We start from the raw sequence: 15,099 nt of genomic DNA, 5'->3' as shown, positions 1-15,099 counted from the left end.
CGTACATGTCCACGTCATCAAGCGGCCCCGGCGGCCGTCCCGTCCCAGCAGCGCCGCGGCTCGGCGGCACCGTGCTCGGCTCCGCCGACGACAAGGTCGCCAAGAGCCCGATCTTCCGCCAGCTCGTCGAGGAGCGCACGCGCTTCGGCTGGATCCTCACCGGCCTGATGCTCGCCGTCTACTTCGGCTTCATCGGCCTGATCGCCTTCGACAAGAGCCTGCTCGCCGTGAAGATCGGCAGCGGAACCGCCTCGCTCGGGCTGCTCCTCGGGGTCCTCGTGATCCTCTTCGCCTTCATTCTCACCGGCATCTACGTCCAGCGCGCCAACGGCCGCTACGACGACCTGACCGCCGCCCTCAAGCGGGATCTCGGCCGATGAACCGTCTCAAGCATCCCCTCGTCCTCGGCAGCGCGCTCGCGGTCATGGCCGTCACGGCCGCCCTCGCCGCCGGCCCCGACATCGGCGCGGTCACGAAGGCGGCGACGAACTGGCCGGCGATCGGCATGTTCGGGTTCTTCGTGCTGCTCACCCTCGGCATCACCTACAAGGCCGCCAAGGGCACCAAGTCGGCGGCCGACTTCTACGCCGCCGGCGGCGGCATCTCGGCCGGTACCAATTCGCTCGCCATCGCCGGCGACTACATGTCCGCCGCCTCGTTCCTCGGCATTTCAGGCTTAGTTTACACCTCGGGCTTCGACGGCTTGATCTACTCCACCGGCTTCCTGGTCGGCTGGCCGATCGTGTTGTTCCTCATCGCCGAGCGGCTGCGCAACCTCGGCAAGTTCACCTTCGCCGACGTGGCGTCGTTCCGCCTCGACCAGACCTCGATCCGCATCATCTCGGCCGTCGGCACGCTGGTTGTGGTGGCGTTCTACCTGATCGCCCAGATGGTCGGCGCGGGTAAGCTGATCCAGCTCTTGTTCGGCCTGCCCTACCTCTACGCCGTGATCATCGTCGGCGTGCTGATGATCGTCTACGTGGCGTTCGGCGGCATGAAGGCGACCACTTGGGTGCAGGTGATCAAGGCCTGCCTGCTGCTCGGCGGCGCGACCTTCATGGCCGGCGCGGTGCTCTACAAGTACGGCTTCAACCCCGAGACCCTGTTCGCCGCCGCCGTCGCCACCCATCCAAAGGGTGACGCGATCATGGCGCCGGGCGGTCTCGTGTCGAATCCGATCGAGGCGATCTCGCTCGGCGTCGGCCTGATGTTTGGCACCGCCGGCCTGCCGCACATCCTGATGCGCTTCTTCACGGTGTCGGACGCGCAGGCGGCCCGCAAGTCGGTGTTTTATGCGACCGGGTTGATTGGGTACTTCTACATCCTCACCTTCATCATCGGCTTCGGCGGCATCGCCCTGCTGATGTCCGATCCGAGCTACTTCAAGCTCGGCCCGGCCGGCGCCTTCGACAAGCTGAAGGACATGGTCGGCGGCACCAACATGGTGGCGGTGAACCTCGCCAACGCCGTGGGCGGCCCGTACTTCCTCGGCTTCATCTCGGCCGTGGCCTTCGCGACCATCCTCGCGGTGGTGGCGGGCCTGACGCTCGCCGGCGCCTCCGCGGTCAGCCACGACCTCTATGCCCAGGTGATCGCCCGCGGGCGCGTCAACGAGGCCGCCGAGGTCCGGCTCTCCAAGCTCGCCGCCGTCGGCATCGGCATCGTGGCGATCTACCTCGGCTACGTCTTCGAGAACCAGAACGTCGCCTTCATGGTCGGCCTCGCCTTCTCGGTGGCGGCGAGCTGCAACTTCCCGGTGCTGACCATGTCGATCCTGTGGAAGGGCACCACGACCTGGGGCGCCCTCGTCGGCGGCCTCGTCGGCCTCATCGCGGCGGTCGGCATGGTGGTGCTGTCCAAGGCGGTCTGGGTGACGACCTTCGGCAACCCGGTGGCGATCTTCCCCTACGACAACCCGGCGCTGTTCTCGATGCCGCTGGCCTTCGCGACGATCTGGATCGTCTCGAAGCTGGACAAGTCGCGGCGGGCCGAGCGCGAGCGGGCCGCCTTCGAGGCGCAGTTCGTGCGCTCGGAGACCGGCATCGGCGCGGATGGCGCCCACGCGCACTGACGCGCGGCGTCACGCACGGGACCCGACGAAAAAGGGGCGTGGCATCCGCCGCGCCCCTTTTTCGTACCGGCGGCGGCGCGCGGACGACGGGCGATCCGGGGGGGAAAAGTCGTCACATCGACATGTTCATCTTCCTTCCAAACCATCTGCCCATGCAGTGGCACCATCACCTGCGCTAACGTTCGCGGGTTCGAATCTCGGCGAACGGCCGAGCGTTGCCGGCACGTCGTCGTCGAGCCCGGTTCCGCGAAACGAGTGCCGGGACGGACAGGATGGGGAGGACCGTCGCCATGGCCGCTGCAACCACGATCCCGCGGCCGGGAGACGCCGCCCGCCCGATGACAGCCGCCGACAAGCGCGTGATCTTCGCGTCGTCGCTCGGCACGGTGTTCGAGTGGTACGACTTCTACCTCTACGGCGCGCTCGCCACGATCATCGGGGCGCAGTTCTTCTCCGCCTACCCGCCGGCCACGCGGGACATCTTCGCGTTGCTGGCCTTCGCCGCCGGCTTCATCGTCCGCCCGTTCGGCGCCCTGGTGTTCGGCCGCGTGGGCGACCTCGTCGGGCGCAAGTACACCTTCCTGGTCACCATCCTGATCATGGGCCTGTCGACCTTCGTCGTCGGCATCCTGCCCAACGCCGAGACGATCGGCATCGCGGCGCCGATCATCCTGATCGTGTTGCGCCTGGCGCAGGGCCTCGCGCTCGGCGGCGAGTACGGCGGTGCGGCGACCTACGTCGCCGAGCACGCCCCGAACGGACGACGCGGCTTCTACACCAGCTGGATCCAGACCACCGCGACGCTCGGCCTGTTTCTGTCGCTGCTGGTGATCCTGGCGACGCGCTCGTTCACCGGCGAGGAGGCGTTCAAGGTCTGGGGCTGGCGCATCCCGTTCCTGGTCTCGGTGCTGCTGCTCGGCGTCTCGGTCTGGATCCGCCTGCAACTCGCCGAATCGCCTGCCTTCCAGAAGATGAAGGCGGACGGCACCACCTCGAAGGCGCCGCTGACGGAAGCCTTCGGCCGGTGGAAGAACGCGAAGATCGCGCTCATCGCCCTGTTCGGCCTCGTCGCCGGCCAGGGCGTCGTCTGGTACACCGGCCAGTTCTACGCGCTGTTCTTCCTGCAATCGATCCTGAAGGTCGACGGCTACACCGCGAACCTGCTGATCGCCTGGTCGCTCCTGCTCGGCACCGGCTTCTTCGTGTTCTTCGGCGGCCTCTCGGACCGGATCGGCCGCAAGCCGATCATCCTGGCTGGCTGTGCCATCGCGGCGGCGAGCTTCTTCCCGCTGTTCCACGAGCTGACCGCGGTGGCCAACCCCGCCCTGGAGCGGGCGATCGACCGGGTGAAGGTCACGGTGGTGGCCGACCCGAAGGCATGCGGCACCCTGTTCAACCCGGTCGGCACCCGCACGTTCTCGGCGCCCTGCGACCTCGCCCGCGACTTCCTTGCGAAGTCGTCGGTGAAGTACGCCACCGAAGCCGGGCCCGCCGGCCAGCCGACCGTGGTCAAGATCGACGACACCGCCGTGCCGTTCCCGGCCGGACGCCCGGCGGCGGACTTCGGCAAGGCCGCCACCGCGGCGCTCCAGGCCGCGGGCTACCCGAAGGCGGACGACGCCGGCATCGTCAAGATGAAGAGCCCGTTCGACGTCTTCCGGCCGCAGGTGGCGAGCGTGATCGGCCTGCTCTTCGTCCTCGTCCTGTTCGTGACGATGGTCTACGGGCCGATCGCGGCGATGCTGGTGGAGCTGTTCCCGACCCGCATCCGCTACACCTCGATGTCGCTGCCCTACCACATCGGCAACGGCTGGTTCGGCGGCCTGCTCCCGGCCACCGCCTTCGCCATGGTCGCCCAGACCGGCGACATCTACTACGGCCTCTGGTACCCGATCGTCATCGCGGTCGCGACCGTGATCGTCGGCGTGTTCCTGGTGCCGGAGACCAAGGATCGCGACATCGACGCCGACGCGGACGCGCCCGCACCACGCCGCTGATCCTCGGCGAACAGTCCTGATCCGGCGCTGCGCCGGGGCATGATCGCCGTCGCGTCACGCAAAAAGGCCCCGCCTGTCCGGCGGGGCCTTTCACGTTTCTCATGCCAAATCCGGTCGATCCCCCAGGATGGCGGATTTGGGCGTCGCTCAGGCAAGCCCGCACGGCGGATCAGTGCCGGAAGTGGCGCACCCCCGTGAACACCATCGCCAGACCGGCTTCGTCGGCGGCGCGGATCACGTCGTCGTCGCGCATCGAGCCGCCGGGCTGGATCACCGCCGTGGCGCCGGCCTCGGCCGCCGCCATCAGGCCGTCGGCGAAGGGGAAGAACGCATCGGAGGCGACCACCGCCCCGACCGCAAGGCTCTCCGCCCGGCCGAGGCGCTGGGCGCCCTCCGCGGCCTTCCAGGCGGCGATCCGCGAGGAATCGACCCGCGACATCTGCCCGGCGCCGATGCCGACGGTGGCGCCGTCCTTGGCGTAGACGATGGCGTTCGATTTCACGTGCTTGGCGACGCGGTAGGCGAAGCGCAGGTCGGAAAGCTCCGCCTCGCTCGGGGCGCGCTTCGTCACCACGGTCAGCGCCATGTCGTCGATCACCAGGGCGTCGCGGCCCTGCACCAGCAGGCCGCCGGCAAGCGTGCGCACGGTGTCGCCCGCGGCCCGCGGGTCCGGCAGGCCGCCGGCCAGCAGCAGGCGCAGGTTCTTCTTGGCGGCCACGATCGCGATCGCCTCCTCCGAAGCCTCAGGCGCGATGATGACTTCGGTGAAGATCTTGACGATCTCGGCCGCGGCCTGCGCGTCGAGGGGCCGGTTCAGCGCGACGATGCCGCCGAAGGCCGAGGTCGGGTCGCAGGCGAGCGCGCGGGCATAGGCCTCGACGAGGTTTTCGCCCTCGGCCACGCCGCAGGGGTTGGCGTGCTTGATGATCGCCACCGCCGCCGCGCGCGCCGGATCGAACTCGGCGACGCATTCGTAGGCCGCGTCGGTGTCGTTGAGGTTGTTGTAGGACAGCTCCTTGCCCTGCACCTGCCGTGCGGTGGCGATCCCCGCCCGCGCGATCCCCGGCGCCCGGTAGAAGGCCGCCGCCTGATGCGGGTTCTCGCCGTAGCGCAGCCCCTGCGCGAGCGCTCCGCCGAAGCTCCGGAAGGGCGCGGTGCCGGCGGCCTCGACGTGCCCCGACATCCAGTTGGCGATCGCCGCGTCGTAGGCGGCGGTGCGGGCGTAGGCCTTCTGAGCGAGCGCGCGGCAGAACGGGCGGGTGAGCGTCCCGTTCCCCTGCGCCAAGGCGTCCAGCACCGGGGCGTAGTCGGCGACGTCGGTGACGACGGCGACGTCGGCGTGGTTCTTGGCCGCCGCCCGGATCATCGCCGGGCCGCCGATGTCGATGTTCTCGACGCAGTCGTCGTAAGAGCGGCCGGCCGCGATCGTCGCCTCGAACGGGTAGAGGTCGACCACGAGCAGGTCGATCGCGGCGATGCCGTGGGCGGCGAGCGCCGCCTGATGTTCGGGGTTGTCGCGGATGGCGAGCAGCCCGCCATGCACCGCCGGGTGCAGCGTCTTCACCCGCCCGTCCATCATCTCGGGGAAGCCGGTGAGCTCGGAGACCTCGGTGACCGGCAGCCCGGCCTCGGTCAGCGCCTTGTGGGTGCCGCCGGTGGAGACGAGGGCGACGCCGCGTGCGCTCAGGGCGCGGGCGAAGTCGACGAGCCCCGCCTTGTCGGAGACGGAAAGGAGCGCGCGGGCAACCCGCACCTGATCATGCGACATCGTGGGTCTTGTCGTTTCGAGGGTGTTCCCGGGCGCGGTAGCATGGATGGCGCGTGGCGGGCCAGCGTTCCTAAGCCCTGCGTAAGGTGCGGAGGAACGATGGAAACTTGGGTGCCGTCAGCGTGCCTGGAAGACGTGGACCATCAGGAACGGATTCATGTGCTCGACATGGTCGCGCCCGCCGTGGGCATCGATCCACGACATGGTCTCTGCCAGCACGCGATCGTAGGCGTCGTCCGGCAAGGCCCAGAACTCGGCGAAGAGTCGCTCCCGGAACCCGTCCAGAGCCTCGCCGTAGGTGATCGGAAAACGCCATCGCAGGTCGGCCATGTCCGGTTCGGTCATGGAAAAACCGAGCCCGTCGAGGAATTCGATGAGCGGCGCATAGGAGTTCGGGTCCACGCCGGGAAACCGCCGCACGAAGCCGAGTTCGTCGGCGCGCTTGGCGAAGTGGCGGCGAACACTGTTGGCGAAATGGCCGCGCTCGTTGATATGTACGATCGTTCCGCCCGGCCGCAGCACGCGGACCAGTTCGCGGCAGGCCGTCTGCCAATCCGCGATGTGCATGAAGAGCTTGGAGACGACGACGGCGTCGAAGCGCCCTTCGCCGGCGGGTATCCGGCGGACGTCGGCGACCCCGTATTCCGCCTTCCAGCCCGGACGCAGCTTCGCGCGGGCGATCGCCACCATCGCCTCCGAGATGTCGATGCCGCGCACGGCGTAGCCGCGCTCCGCCAGCGGGATCGAGATCTGTCCGGTCCCGCAGCCAGCATCGAGGATACTACCGCCAGCCGGAAACATGCTTTGTTCGATGAGCCGGTCGTAACAGGTGGAGAGCACGTTCCCAGGTATCTCGCGCGTCGCATCGTATCGAGCGGCAACGGTCGAAAAATCGGAGCTTTGCTCCAAGGGGAATCCCATCGTTTCCTCCGATCCGACGGGGCGGTCGCAGCCCTGGCCGTGGGCCGAGTATCGTTCCGGCTCGGATCGCTGCCAAGAGATGCGCTGGGTCGGGTCAGGCCGCGGCGGTCGGCGCGCGTCCCGGGGCGGAGGCGAGGCGCTCGAACGTCCAGTCGACGCGCACGTCGTCGTGGACCGGCAGGTGCAGCACGATCTGGTCGGTGCGGCGCGCGCCGGTGAGGCCGGCGAAGTAGACGCTCTCCTCCAGCCGGATCTCGGCGCCGGTGGCGTGGAACCGCCAGACCTCGCCCAGCGGCGAGGACAATTCGAGCCCGTCCTCCAAAGACCGCACGGCGATCGCCGGGTGGAGGTGGAAGCGGATCGCCACGTCCTGCGTCCGCACGCGGCCCGCCTTCGTCGCCGGGCGCAGGAACGCGTCCTGCCCGTCCAGGCGGCCCTCCGCGCCGTCGAGCTGCCAGCGCCGCTCGTGGACGATGCCGTGGTCGCGGGCATAGCCGTCGTGCCGGGCGGCCAGCACGGTGGCGGGACCCTCGTCGCTGCGCTCGGCCTTCACCGCCGCGGGGCCGCGCAGGACCACGGGGCCGACCCGCCGCTCGAGCCAGCGCGCGGCGACGCGCTCGCCCCACCACCCGCCCGACCCGAGGAAGCGGCAGGACGACGCGTCGGCGACGCAGGCGGTCGAGTGGGCGGCGGTGGTGCGGGCGAGCCGGCGCAGCTCCGGGCCGCTCGCGGGCAGGCCGCAATTGATCACGATCCGCTGCGGCCCGCTCGACATCTCGAAGGAGAGGCAGCCGGCCCCGGCGTTGAGCGAGTACGGCAGCGGCGGCGGCGCGCCGACATCGGCCACGATGACGATGCGGCCGCCTTCCAGGCGCTCGTAGCCGGAGTTCGGCGCGTGCATCATCGGCTGCGCCAGGGCGCCGTCGTAGATCAGCAGCGTCGCCAGGTGGTCGGCGGCCGTCGCGCCCATGCCGTTGAAGTGGCTGAGCGAGGCGTCGGCGTGCCGGAGCAGGCGCAGCAGCGGCAGCATCCGGTCGATGGCGCCGAGCAAAGCCGCCGGCGGCTCGACGCTGCGGCTGAGATAGCTCTGGCGCAGGGGCAGCAGGTCGAGGAGCAGTTCCATCGCGAAGCGCGGGTCGCGCGAGCGGTGGCCGCCGTCGGCCATGATCTGGCGGTCGAGCTCGCGCGAGAGCACGCGGGTGGCCCGCCGCAGGATCGGCTGGATGCCTTCGCAGCACAGGCCCGCGAAGCACAAGGCGACCGCCGCGTTCAGCCGCCATTGCGGCGGCACCCCGCGGCGCAGGTCGCGCTCGAGCTGCTGCGCGCCCCGGCCCAGCGCCTTCAGGAAGGCCTGGTAGAAGGCGTGGTCGGCCCCTTCCAGCACCAGCGGCGACTGGCTGAGGAACGAGATCAGCCGGCGCGCGGCCACCGGCGTCTGGCGCGCCAGGGCGGCGTCGCCGCGCCCGGCGATGAAGTCGGCCACGAAGGCGCGGGCGTTGGAGCGGGCGAGCGCGGTGTCGGCGGCGCGCAGGTGCCTGAGCCAGCCGAAGCCGTAGAGCACGTCGGCCCATTCCGGCGAGGGCGGGGTGTAGTCGAACGGCGAGCCGCCGCTCACCGCCAGCGAGCGCCCGGCGAAGACGAACAGCCCGGCATAGATGTCGTCGGCGAAGGTGGCGTCGGAGGTGCGCAGGTCGTGCGGCGCGATGACCAGGCCGGTGACGCGGACGCGGGCGAGGATGTCCGGCGGCGCGGAGAGACGCGCCGAGGCGGCGCGCGCGGTCCGCGCGACCTCGCGCCCGACCAGCCGATACAAGCGCCAGCGATCAGCCCCCCAACGCACGTCGGTCCCCCGAAGGCCGGCGCGCGGAGATCGGCGCCGGTCACTCTCACGATCAAGCTAGAGCGGGCGTCTTAACCATCGGTTTACGATCTGTCATGGGTCGACATGACCGCCGCCGCGGCGTCGGCGGACCGTTTCTCCCTGCCGGGTTGCCCGCCATGCCGCCTGATGGCCACTGAATCCGAGGCTCCGCGAGATGCGGGCGATCGGGCCAAGCTCGTCGCCAACGAGAGCGCCAAGCTGACCGCGACCTACGTGAACGGCGTCGCCATCGCGATTCTGGCCGTCGGCGGCCTCGCGCCCGTCTTCTCGGGGCGGCTCGCCGGCATCGACTTCGGAGCCGCGCTCCTGGGCGCCAACCTCCTCCTTTGCGCGACGACGAGTGCGGCCCTACATTGGTTGGGACGCAGGATTCTCAGGACCCTCCGATGAGCGATCCGCACGTTCTCTTGATGTTCGCCTTCCCGATCTGTGGCCTCATGCTCGGCCTCTGGGCGTTCTGGCTGACGCGGCGCGCGCACGACTAGACGGGCCGCAGGACGAAGCCGTTCGTCGCCTGTGCCGGCCGCCTTCCGTGTGAAAACCGAGGAAAGCGGGGACAACCGGGCCGATTCGCCGGTTCGTTGCCGGCAAAGCCTTGAACGGCCTAAGCCGTTTACCCGTCGAGCTTTTTTCTCGCGTATCCAGGATGGCATCCAGCACCTGCCGGGGGGCGGCGTCGATGCAGTTCGATATCACCGAGGATGCGACCGGCCTGTGGCTCTGGACGCTGGTCGACGACCGCAACGGGCCCGTCGTGTGCTCGCCCGTGCGCTTCCGGACCCAGGTCCAGGCCTATGCCGACGTCGCCGCGTTCAAGGCGATGGTGTCCGGCGCCGGCGTGCTGGTCGGGAACGGCCCTAAGCGCCGCAGCGCCGGCGACGGCGGCGGGCAGCTCGGCCTGCTCTGAGCCTTATGAAGGCGAAAGCGCGGCGCTGAACGCGCGCAGGTTGCTCCGCATCATGTCGAGATAGGTCGAGGCGGGCCCGCCCGGCCCGGGGAGCGCGTCGGAATAGACCTTGTCGCCGATCCGCGCGCCGCTCTCGCGGGCGACCTGCTGCATCAGGCGCGGGTCGGCGATGGTCTCGATGAACACCGCCGGGACCTTGTCCTGCCGGACCTGGCGGATGATCCGGGCGACGTCCTGCGGGCTCGCCTCGCTGTCGGTGGAGACCCCTTGCGGCGCCAGGAAGGTCAGGCCGTAGGCGGCGCTGAAGTAGCCGAAGGCGTCGTGCGTGGTGATGACCTTGCGGTGGTCGGCGGGAATCCGGGCGAGCGCGGCGCGGATCTCGGCGTCGAGCGCGTCGAGCCTGGCGAGGTAGGCCTCGGCGTTGCGGGCGTAGTCGGCGGCGTGGCCGGGATCGGCCTTCGCCAGCCCGTCGCGGATGTTGGCGACGTAGACCTTCGCGTTGGGAACGCTCTGCCAGGCATGCGGGTCGGCGTCCGCACCCGCCGCATCGCGGCCGCCCTCGCCGTGGCGATGGTCGTGGCGGCCGGGGATCGTGGCGACGCCGGCCGAGGCGACGACCACGGGGGCCTTCGAGCCCGAGGCGCGGATCAGCCGGTCGATCCAGCCTTCGAAGCCGAGGCCGTTGACGAAGACGATGCCGGCGGCGGCCAGCGTGCGCGAATCGCCCGGCGCCGGGCTGTAGCCGTGGGCGTCGGCATCGGGTCCGACCAGCGTCGTCACCGCGACCGCGTCGCCGCCGACCTGCCGCACGAGGTCGCCGAGGATCGAAAAGGTCGCCACCGCCCGCAGGCGCTCCGCCGCGGAGGCCGGGAGCGACCCGGCGAGCAGGCACAGCGACAGGGCCGAGAGGCGTGCGAAGCTTCGCCAGGCTGCGGTCCAGGTCCTCATCGTCGTCACGCTCCTCACGCCGGTCGTGAGCGTTGATAGTGTCATAGTGTTACATCGCCAAGCCGCCGGGCGGGGCGGACCACCGAAACACGGACGCGGTCAGGTCCGCACGGAGGCGGCCCGACCGACGAGCCGGCCCCCGCGACGCCCGCCGAGGCCAGGCGGCGCTTGATCCGCGGGGCCGAGGGCGGCACACCCGCGCCACCGCCGCCTCGGGCGACGGTGGGCCGGCGCCCTTCGCCGGGACGATTGCGGAATCCGCGATGGCGCGCCTGAAGGGCGACACGATCCCCCTGCTCCGCCGGCTCTGGCGCGAATGGCTGTCGCCGCACCGGGGCACGCTGGCCGTCGTGCTGGTGCTGATCGCGCTCGTCGGCGCGTCCACCGGCCTGTACCCGGCGCTGATCAAGGGTGCGTTCGACGCGTTCGACCGGAAGGATTCCGGCGCTCTCGCCTACGGGCCGCTGATCGTCATCGTCGTCACCTCGGTGCGCGGCTTCGCGCTGTTCGGGCAGACGGTGCTGACCAACCGCGTCGTCACCCGGGTCGAGGCCGACATGCAGGCGGCGCTCTACGGCCACCTGATCGACGCCGACCTGGCGCAGCTCGGCCGCGAGAGCCCGGCCGCCTTCACCCAGCGCTTCACCACCGACTTCGCCTTCATCAAGGAGGCTCTGACCCGCATCTCGACGGTGCTGCTGCGCGACGTCGCGATGCTCGTCGGCCTCGTCGCCGCGCTGATCTGGATGGATCCGGTGCTGACGGGGGTTGCCGCCGTCACCGTGCCGTTCGTCGCCGGGCCGATCGGAAAGATCGGCAAGAAGCTCAGGCGCGTCTCCACCACCACCCAGGAGCAGATGGGCGCCACCGCGAGCCTGATCTCCGAGAGCCTGCAGGGCGTGCGCATCGCAAAGACCTACGCGATGGAGGGCTACCTCAAGGGCCGCGCGGCGGACGCGCTCGATTCGGTCCGCCGCCTCAAGATGAAGGCCGCCAACGCCCGCGGTCGCCTCGACCCGCTGCTCGAGGTCGGCGGCGGCTTCGCCGTGGCGGCGGTGCTGATGCTGGTCGGCCAGCGGGTGATGGCGGGCGAGCGCACGGTCGGCGACTTCACCGGCTACGTCGCCGCCCTGCTGCTCGCCGCCCAGCCGGCCCGCGCGCTCGGCACCCTCAACGCGATCCTGCAGGAGGCGGCCGCCGCCCTCACCCGCTACTTCGCCCTGATGGACGAGGCCCCGACGATCCGCGAGGCGCCGGGCGCCAAGGCGCTCAAGCCCGGCCCCGGCGAGATCGCCTACCGGAACCTGCAGTTCCGCTACCGCGCCGACGCGCCGGCGCTGGAGGGAATCGACCTCGTCGTGCCGGCGGGCTCGACCACGGCGCTGGTCGGCCGCTCCGGTTCGGGCAAGTCCTCGCTCCTGAACCTCGTGCCGCGGCTCTACGACGCCACCGGTGGCACCGTCGCCATCGACGGGCAGGACGTGCGCGGGGTGACGCTTTCGTCGCTGCGCGCCGCCGTCGCGGTGGTCTCGCAGGAGGTGGTGCTGTTCGACGACACCATCGCGGCCAACATCGGCTTCGGCCGGCCCGGCGCGACGATGCCCGAGATCATGGCCGCCGCCGAGGCGGCCGCCGCCCACGGCTTCGTCTCGCGCCTGCCCGAGGGCTACGAGTTCCGCGTCGGCCCGGCCGGCGGCCGGCTCTCGGGCGGCGAGCGCCAGCGCATCTCGCTCGCCCGCGCCTTCCTCAAGGACGCGCCGATCCTGCTCCTCGACGAGGCGACCTCGGCGCTGGATTCCGAATCCGAGCGCCTGGTGCAGGACGCGCTGACCCGGCTGATGAAGGGCCGCACCACGCTGGTGATCGCCCACCGGCTCTCGACCGTGCGCGAGGCCGACCTGATCGTGGTGATGGAGGCCGGCCGCGTCGTCGAGACCGGGCGGCACGAGGCGCTGATCGCGCAGGGCGGCGCCTACGCCCGCCTGCACCGGATGCAGCTGTCGGACGATCCCGTGGAGCCGGCGACCGTGCCGTGAGCCGACCCGCCCCGGCCGTGAAGATCCGACGGCGGGCACCCGCGAGACGCCTCCGAGCCGGGTCGGGAGCGGTCGGTCCGCTTCGGGCCACGGCCGGCGGCAGGGGAACGTTCGAGGAACTCCGCCTCGGCGAGCGGAGGCTTTTCAGCCCGCCGAAACCACCGCCATCGGCGGCAAGCGCCGGGACCGTCGCCGTCTTTACAACGTGCGCATTTGCGTCTCTGTTGCACCCCGTACTCGCCGGACGACGGTCGACGACAAACGGGGACGCCAACCCCGGACCATGGGGATGAGGCAATGCTGGATCAGGGATCACCCCACCGTGAGTGGGCCGGTCTGATCACGGAGGGGATCGCGGAAGCCGCGTATGTCCGCGAGGATTATGCGCGGCGAAGATCCGTCGACCAGGCCCGGCAGCGAACCCTCGCGCTCGGCCGCATCGTCCAGACGGACATCATCCCCCGGCTGATGCTGCTCGATCGCGGCGAGCGGCAGGTCCGGTCGGACGTGCTGCCGAAGCTGGATACGGAAACGGTCGCGGGCTTCACGGATCTGATCCTCGGGCACGACGTCGCGGCCCTCCTGAGCGCGTTCACGGCCCTGACGGCCAAGGGTTACTGCGTCGACGACCTGTTCCTCGACCTGCTCGCACCTTCGGCGGCTCTGCTGGGACGCATGTGGGACGACGACCTGTGCGACTTCATCGAGGTCACGGCCGGCCTCGCCCAACTCCAGTTCCTGCTGGCCACGTTCCGCTCGGACGGAGGCCTGGCGCCCTACGACAGCGCGCGCCGTATCCTGCTCATGGGAGCACCCGGCGAGCTCCACACCTTCGGCTTGGCGATCGTCGAGCAGTTCCTGCGGAAGGCCGGCTGGCACGTGGCGAGCGGCCTCGCCTCCACGCCCGAGGAGATCGCCGATCTCGTCGGTTCGGAATCGTTCGGCGTGGTGGGTCTCACGCTGAGCTGCGAGAGCCGCCTGGATCAGCTCGCCGCATCGATCCAGGCGGTACGACGGGCGTCGCTCAATCCTTCGATCGGCGTCATGGTCGGGGGACCCGTCTTCCTTGAGCAGCCCGAACATGTCGCCCGGGTCGGCGCCGACGCCTCGGCGGTCGACGCCCCCACCGCGGTGCTGCTTGCACAGAGGCTGCTGTCGTCCGCAGGCGCCGAACGCTCGCCCAGGCCATGACGCCGACGGGCGACGTCCTCGGCTTCCACGGATCCTCGGAGCTTTCGAACGACCGCATGTAGATCGCTCTGCCAATCCGACGTCCTGACAGGATCCAGCAGCAATGTCTGTCGTTCAGCTCATCTATGCCTCACGCCCTTTCGGGTTCGACCAAGCGATGCTCAACGGCATCCTATCGCAATCGCGGCGTTGCAACGCGCGCGATGGGATCACCGGCGCTCTCATTTGCAGGGCGGATGTCTACATGCAGTTGCTGGAGGGCTCGGCCGAGGTGCTGGATGCCACCTATGCCCGGATCTTGAGGGACGACCGGCATCTGGAGATCCGGCGGTTGTCCTATCACCCGGTGACGGACCGTTTATTCCCCGGCTGGGCGATGCGCGACGATCCGGCCCGTTCCTGGATGTGGTCGCAAGCCGAAGTTGCCAACGGAGCGATCGATCAGGCGACTCCGCTGCAGGCGCTCAGAATATTCGAGCGGCTCGCCGCCGAACCCGCATACGACGACGCGTAACGCGCATCGGGAACGACGCGCATCGGGAACGACTCGGCGTTCTTCGAAAGATGGATGGCCGACAGCCTGATCGAACCGATGCTGTCCGGTGGATGCGGGCGCCGCCAGCGTCCCATCCACGCCTCGGTCTCCCTGCCGCCAACGAAGCGAGCTCACCCATGTTCGATGAGTACGGCATTCCGCGCGGCGCCGAGTCGGACGACGCGACGTTGGTCCCTCTGTACCATTTCGTCTATTGCAGTCGTGCCGCGGAACACGTCGACGACGCCGAAGTCACCCGCATCGTCGAAGCGGCCAAGCGCAACAATCTTGCCCACGGCATTACCGGCGTGCTGGTCTTCGGCAGCGGCGTTTTCTTCCAGTGGATCGAGGGGCCGGCCGCCGAGATACGGAAATTGATCGCGACCTTGCATCGAGACGAGCGCCACTACGATATCGTTTCGCTGAGCCAGAGCGAGGAGGAACGAGAGCGCCTCTATCCGGATTGGGACATGGAGCGGGTCGAGGCCGACGACATCCGGCTCGTGCTGCAGGACGCCCTCGAAAGCGCGGACGACAAGAACAACCGCGTGGCGCTGACGCGGATCCTCGAACAACTCGGTTCGGGTTCGCTCGAGCCCATCGGTCGAGGTTGATCGGGGCCACGTCCGCTTCCCGGCAGGCCTGGAGGGCGACGGATCCGGCCACGTCCGGTCGACCTCGGAGGCGGCCGGATGGCACGACGGGTCGGAATGCCTCCGCTTGCACCGGGCTTCATGGGTCGGAACCCATGAGGTCCGGCGCATCGCCGCCGCCCCGCGGTCGCGGCGGTCAGGCCGCGACGGTTCGGGCGGATCGTGGTCCGGTGTTCGGTCTTCGAGGGTG

General features: G+C 69.9%; 13 protein-coding genes. 9 read left to right on the top strand and 4 right to left on the bottom strand.

Annotation, left to right across the window (positions count from 1 at the left end):
- The first annotated feature begins 5 nt into the window (after positions 1 to 5).
- The 3 genes from FV229_RS04355 to FV229_RS04345 all read left to right on the top strand — a co-directional run bounded on the left by FV229_RS04355 (position 6) and on the right by FV229_RS04345 (position 4,068).
- Positions 6 to 380, top strand: coding sequence for a DUF485 domain-containing protein (locus tag FV229_RS04355; RefSeq protein ID WP_147750775.1), 375 nt, complete (start codon positions 6 to 8; stop codon positions 378 to 380).
- Positions 377 to 2,071, top strand: coding sequence for a cation acetate symporter (locus FV229_RS04350; RefSeq protein WP_147750774.1), 1,695 nt, complete (start codon positions 377 to 379; stop codon positions 2,069 to 2,071). The genes FV229_RS04355 and FV229_RS04350 overlap by 4 nt, the downstream gene beginning before the upstream one ends.
- Positions 2,072 to 2,361: 290 nt before the next feature.
- Positions 2,362 to 4,068, top strand: a complete 1,707-nt coding sequence (locus FV229_RS04345) for an MFS transporter (protein ID WP_147750773.1) — start codon at positions 2,362 to 2,364, stop codon at positions 4,066 to 4,068.
- 169 nt (positions 4,069 to 4,237) lie between these two features.
- On the opposite strand, the gene purH is transcribed toward FV229_RS04345, so the two are convergent.
- From purH to FV229_RS04330, 3 genes are all read right to left on the bottom strand, one after another.
- Positions 4,238 to 5,836, bottom strand: a complete 1,599-nt coding sequence (gene purH / locus FV229_RS04340) for a bifunctional phosphoribosylaminoimidazolecarboxamide formyltransferase/IMP cyclohydrolase (protein WP_147750772.1) — start codon at positions 5,834 to 5,836, stop codon at positions 4,238 to 4,240.
- A 117-nt stretch (positions 5,837 to 5,953) separates the two neighbouring features.
- Complete coding sequence (locus tag FV229_RS04335; RefSeq protein ID WP_147750771.1) at positions 5,954 to 6,757, bottom strand: class I SAM-dependent methyltransferase; 804 nt, start codon at positions 6,755 to 6,757, stop codon at positions 5,954 to 5,956.
- A 94-nt stretch (positions 6,758 to 6,851) separates the two neighbouring features.
- The gene (locus FV229_RS04330) at positions 6,852 to 8,597 is read right to left on the bottom strand and encodes a heparinase II/III family protein (RefSeq protein WP_147750770.1); all 1,746 of its coding nucleotides are present in this window, start codon (positions 8,595 to 8,597) and stop codon (positions 6,852 to 6,854) included.
- A 105-nt stretch (positions 8,598 to 8,702) separates the two neighbouring features.
- Between FV229_RS04330 and FV229_RS04325 the strand changes: the two genes are divergently transcribed.
- Together FV229_RS04325 and FV229_RS04320 are read left to right on the top strand one after the other, a co-directional pair.
- Positions 8,703 to 9,029 carry an amino acid transporter protein gene (locus FV229_RS04325; protein WP_246688047.1) on the top strand — a complete coding sequence of 109 codons (327 nt, stop codon included), beginning with the start codon at positions 8,703 to 8,705 and terminating at the stop codon, positions 9,027 to 9,029.
- 289 nt (positions 9,030 to 9,318) lie between these two features.
- Positions 9,319 to 9,546 (top strand): hypothetical protein, encoded by a 228-nt coding sequence (locus FV229_RS04320; protein WP_147750769.1) that lies wholly within the window; start codon positions 9,319 to 9,321, stop codon positions 9,544 to 9,546.
- A 3-nt stretch (positions 9,547 to 9,549) separates the two neighbouring features.
- Here FV229_RS04320 and FV229_RS04315 read toward each other — a convergent pair whose 3' ends face one another.
- Positions 9,550 to 10,494 (bottom strand): metal ABC transporter substrate-binding protein, encoded by a 945-nt coding sequence (locus tag FV229_RS04315; protein ID WP_147750768.1) that lies wholly within the window; start codon positions 10,492 to 10,494, stop codon positions 9,550 to 9,552.
- Positions 10,495 to 10,757: 263 nt separating this feature from the next.
- Here FV229_RS04315 and FV229_RS04310 point away from each other — a divergent pair, with 263 nt between their 5' ends.
- From FV229_RS04310 to FV229_RS04295, 4 genes are all read left to right on the top strand, one after another.
- On the top strand, positions 10,758 to 12,530 hold the full coding sequence (locus tag FV229_RS04310) for an ABC transporter ATP-binding protein (protein ID WP_147750767.1): 1,773 nt from the start codon (positions 10,758 to 10,760) through the stop codon (positions 12,528 to 12,530).
- 297 nt (positions 12,531 to 12,827) lie between these two features.
- The gene (locus FV229_RS04305; RefSeq protein ID WP_147750766.1) at positions 12,828 to 13,721 is read left to right on the top strand and encodes a cobalamin B12-binding domain-containing protein; all 894 of its coding nucleotides are present in this window, start codon (positions 12,828 to 12,830) and stop codon (positions 13,719 to 13,721) included.
- Between the two features lie 103 nt (positions 13,722 to 13,824).
- Entirely contained in the window at positions 13,825 to 14,235 is a 411-nt protein-coding gene (locus FV229_RS04300) for a BLUF domain-containing protein (RefSeq protein ID WP_147750765.1), read from the top strand.
- Between the two features lie 158 nt (positions 14,236 to 14,393).
- Positions 14,394 to 14,870 (top strand): BLUF domain-containing protein, encoded by a 477-nt coding sequence (locus tag FV229_RS04295; RefSeq protein WP_147750764.1) that lies wholly within the window; start codon positions 14,394 to 14,396, stop codon positions 14,868 to 14,870.
- Positions 14,871 to 15,099 lie beyond the last annotated feature (229 nt).

This window comes from Methylobacterium sp. WL120 (genome assembly GCF_008039465.1).
GTDB classification, from domain to species: domain Bacteria; phylum Pseudomonadota; class Alphaproteobacteria; order Rhizobiales; family Beijerinckiaceae; genus Methylobacterium; species Methylobacterium cerastii.
Note: the sequence above shows the minus strand (reverse complement) of the source record. Positions and strands in the feature narration are given on the sequence as shown.

Coding starts and splice junctions, on each gene's coding strand:
- FV229_RS04355 (WP_147750775.1), top strand. CDS start 6: ATGTCCACGTCATCAAGCGGCCCCGGCGGCCGTCCCGTCCCAGCAGCG.
- FV229_RS04350 (WP_147750774.1), top strand. CDS start 377: ATGAACCGTCTCAAGCATCCCCTCGTCCTCGGCAGCGCGCTCGCGGTC.
- FV229_RS04345 (WP_147750773.1), top strand. CDS start 2,362: ATGGCCGCTGCAACCACGATCCCGCGGCCGGGAGACGCCGCCCGCCCG.
- purH (WP_147750772.1), bottom strand. CDS start 5,836: ATGTCGCATGATCAGGTGCGGGTTGCCCGCGCGCTCCTTTCCGTCTCC.
- FV229_RS04335 (WP_147750771.1), bottom strand. CDS start 6,757: ATGGGATTCCCCTTGGAGCAAAGCTCCGATTTTTCGACCGTTGCCGCT.
- FV229_RS04325 (WP_246688047.1), top strand. CDS start 8,703: ATGACCGCCGCCGCGGCGTCGGCGGACCGTTTCTCCCTGCCGGGTTGC.
- FV229_RS04320 (WP_147750769.1), top strand. CDS start 9,319: ATGCAGTTCGATATCACCGAGGATGCGACCGGCCTGTGGCTCTGGACG.
- FV229_RS04315 (WP_147750768.1), bottom strand. CDS start 10,494: ATGAGGACCTGGACCGCAGCCTGGCGAAGCTTCGCACGCCTCTCGGCC.
- FV229_RS04310 (WP_147750767.1), top strand. CDS start 10,758: ATGGCGCGCCTGAAGGGCGACACGATCCCCCTGCTCCGCCGGCTCTGG.
- FV229_RS04305 (WP_147750766.1), top strand. CDS start 12,828: ATGCTGGATCAGGGATCACCCCACCGTGAGTGGGCCGGTCTGATCACG.
- FV229_RS04300 (WP_147750765.1), top strand. CDS start 13,825: ATGTCTGTCGTTCAGCTCATCTATGCCTCACGCCCTTTCGGGTTCGAC.
- FV229_RS04295 (WP_147750764.1), top strand. CDS start 14,394: ATGTTCGATGAGTACGGCATTCCGCGCGGCGCCGAGTCGGACGACGCG.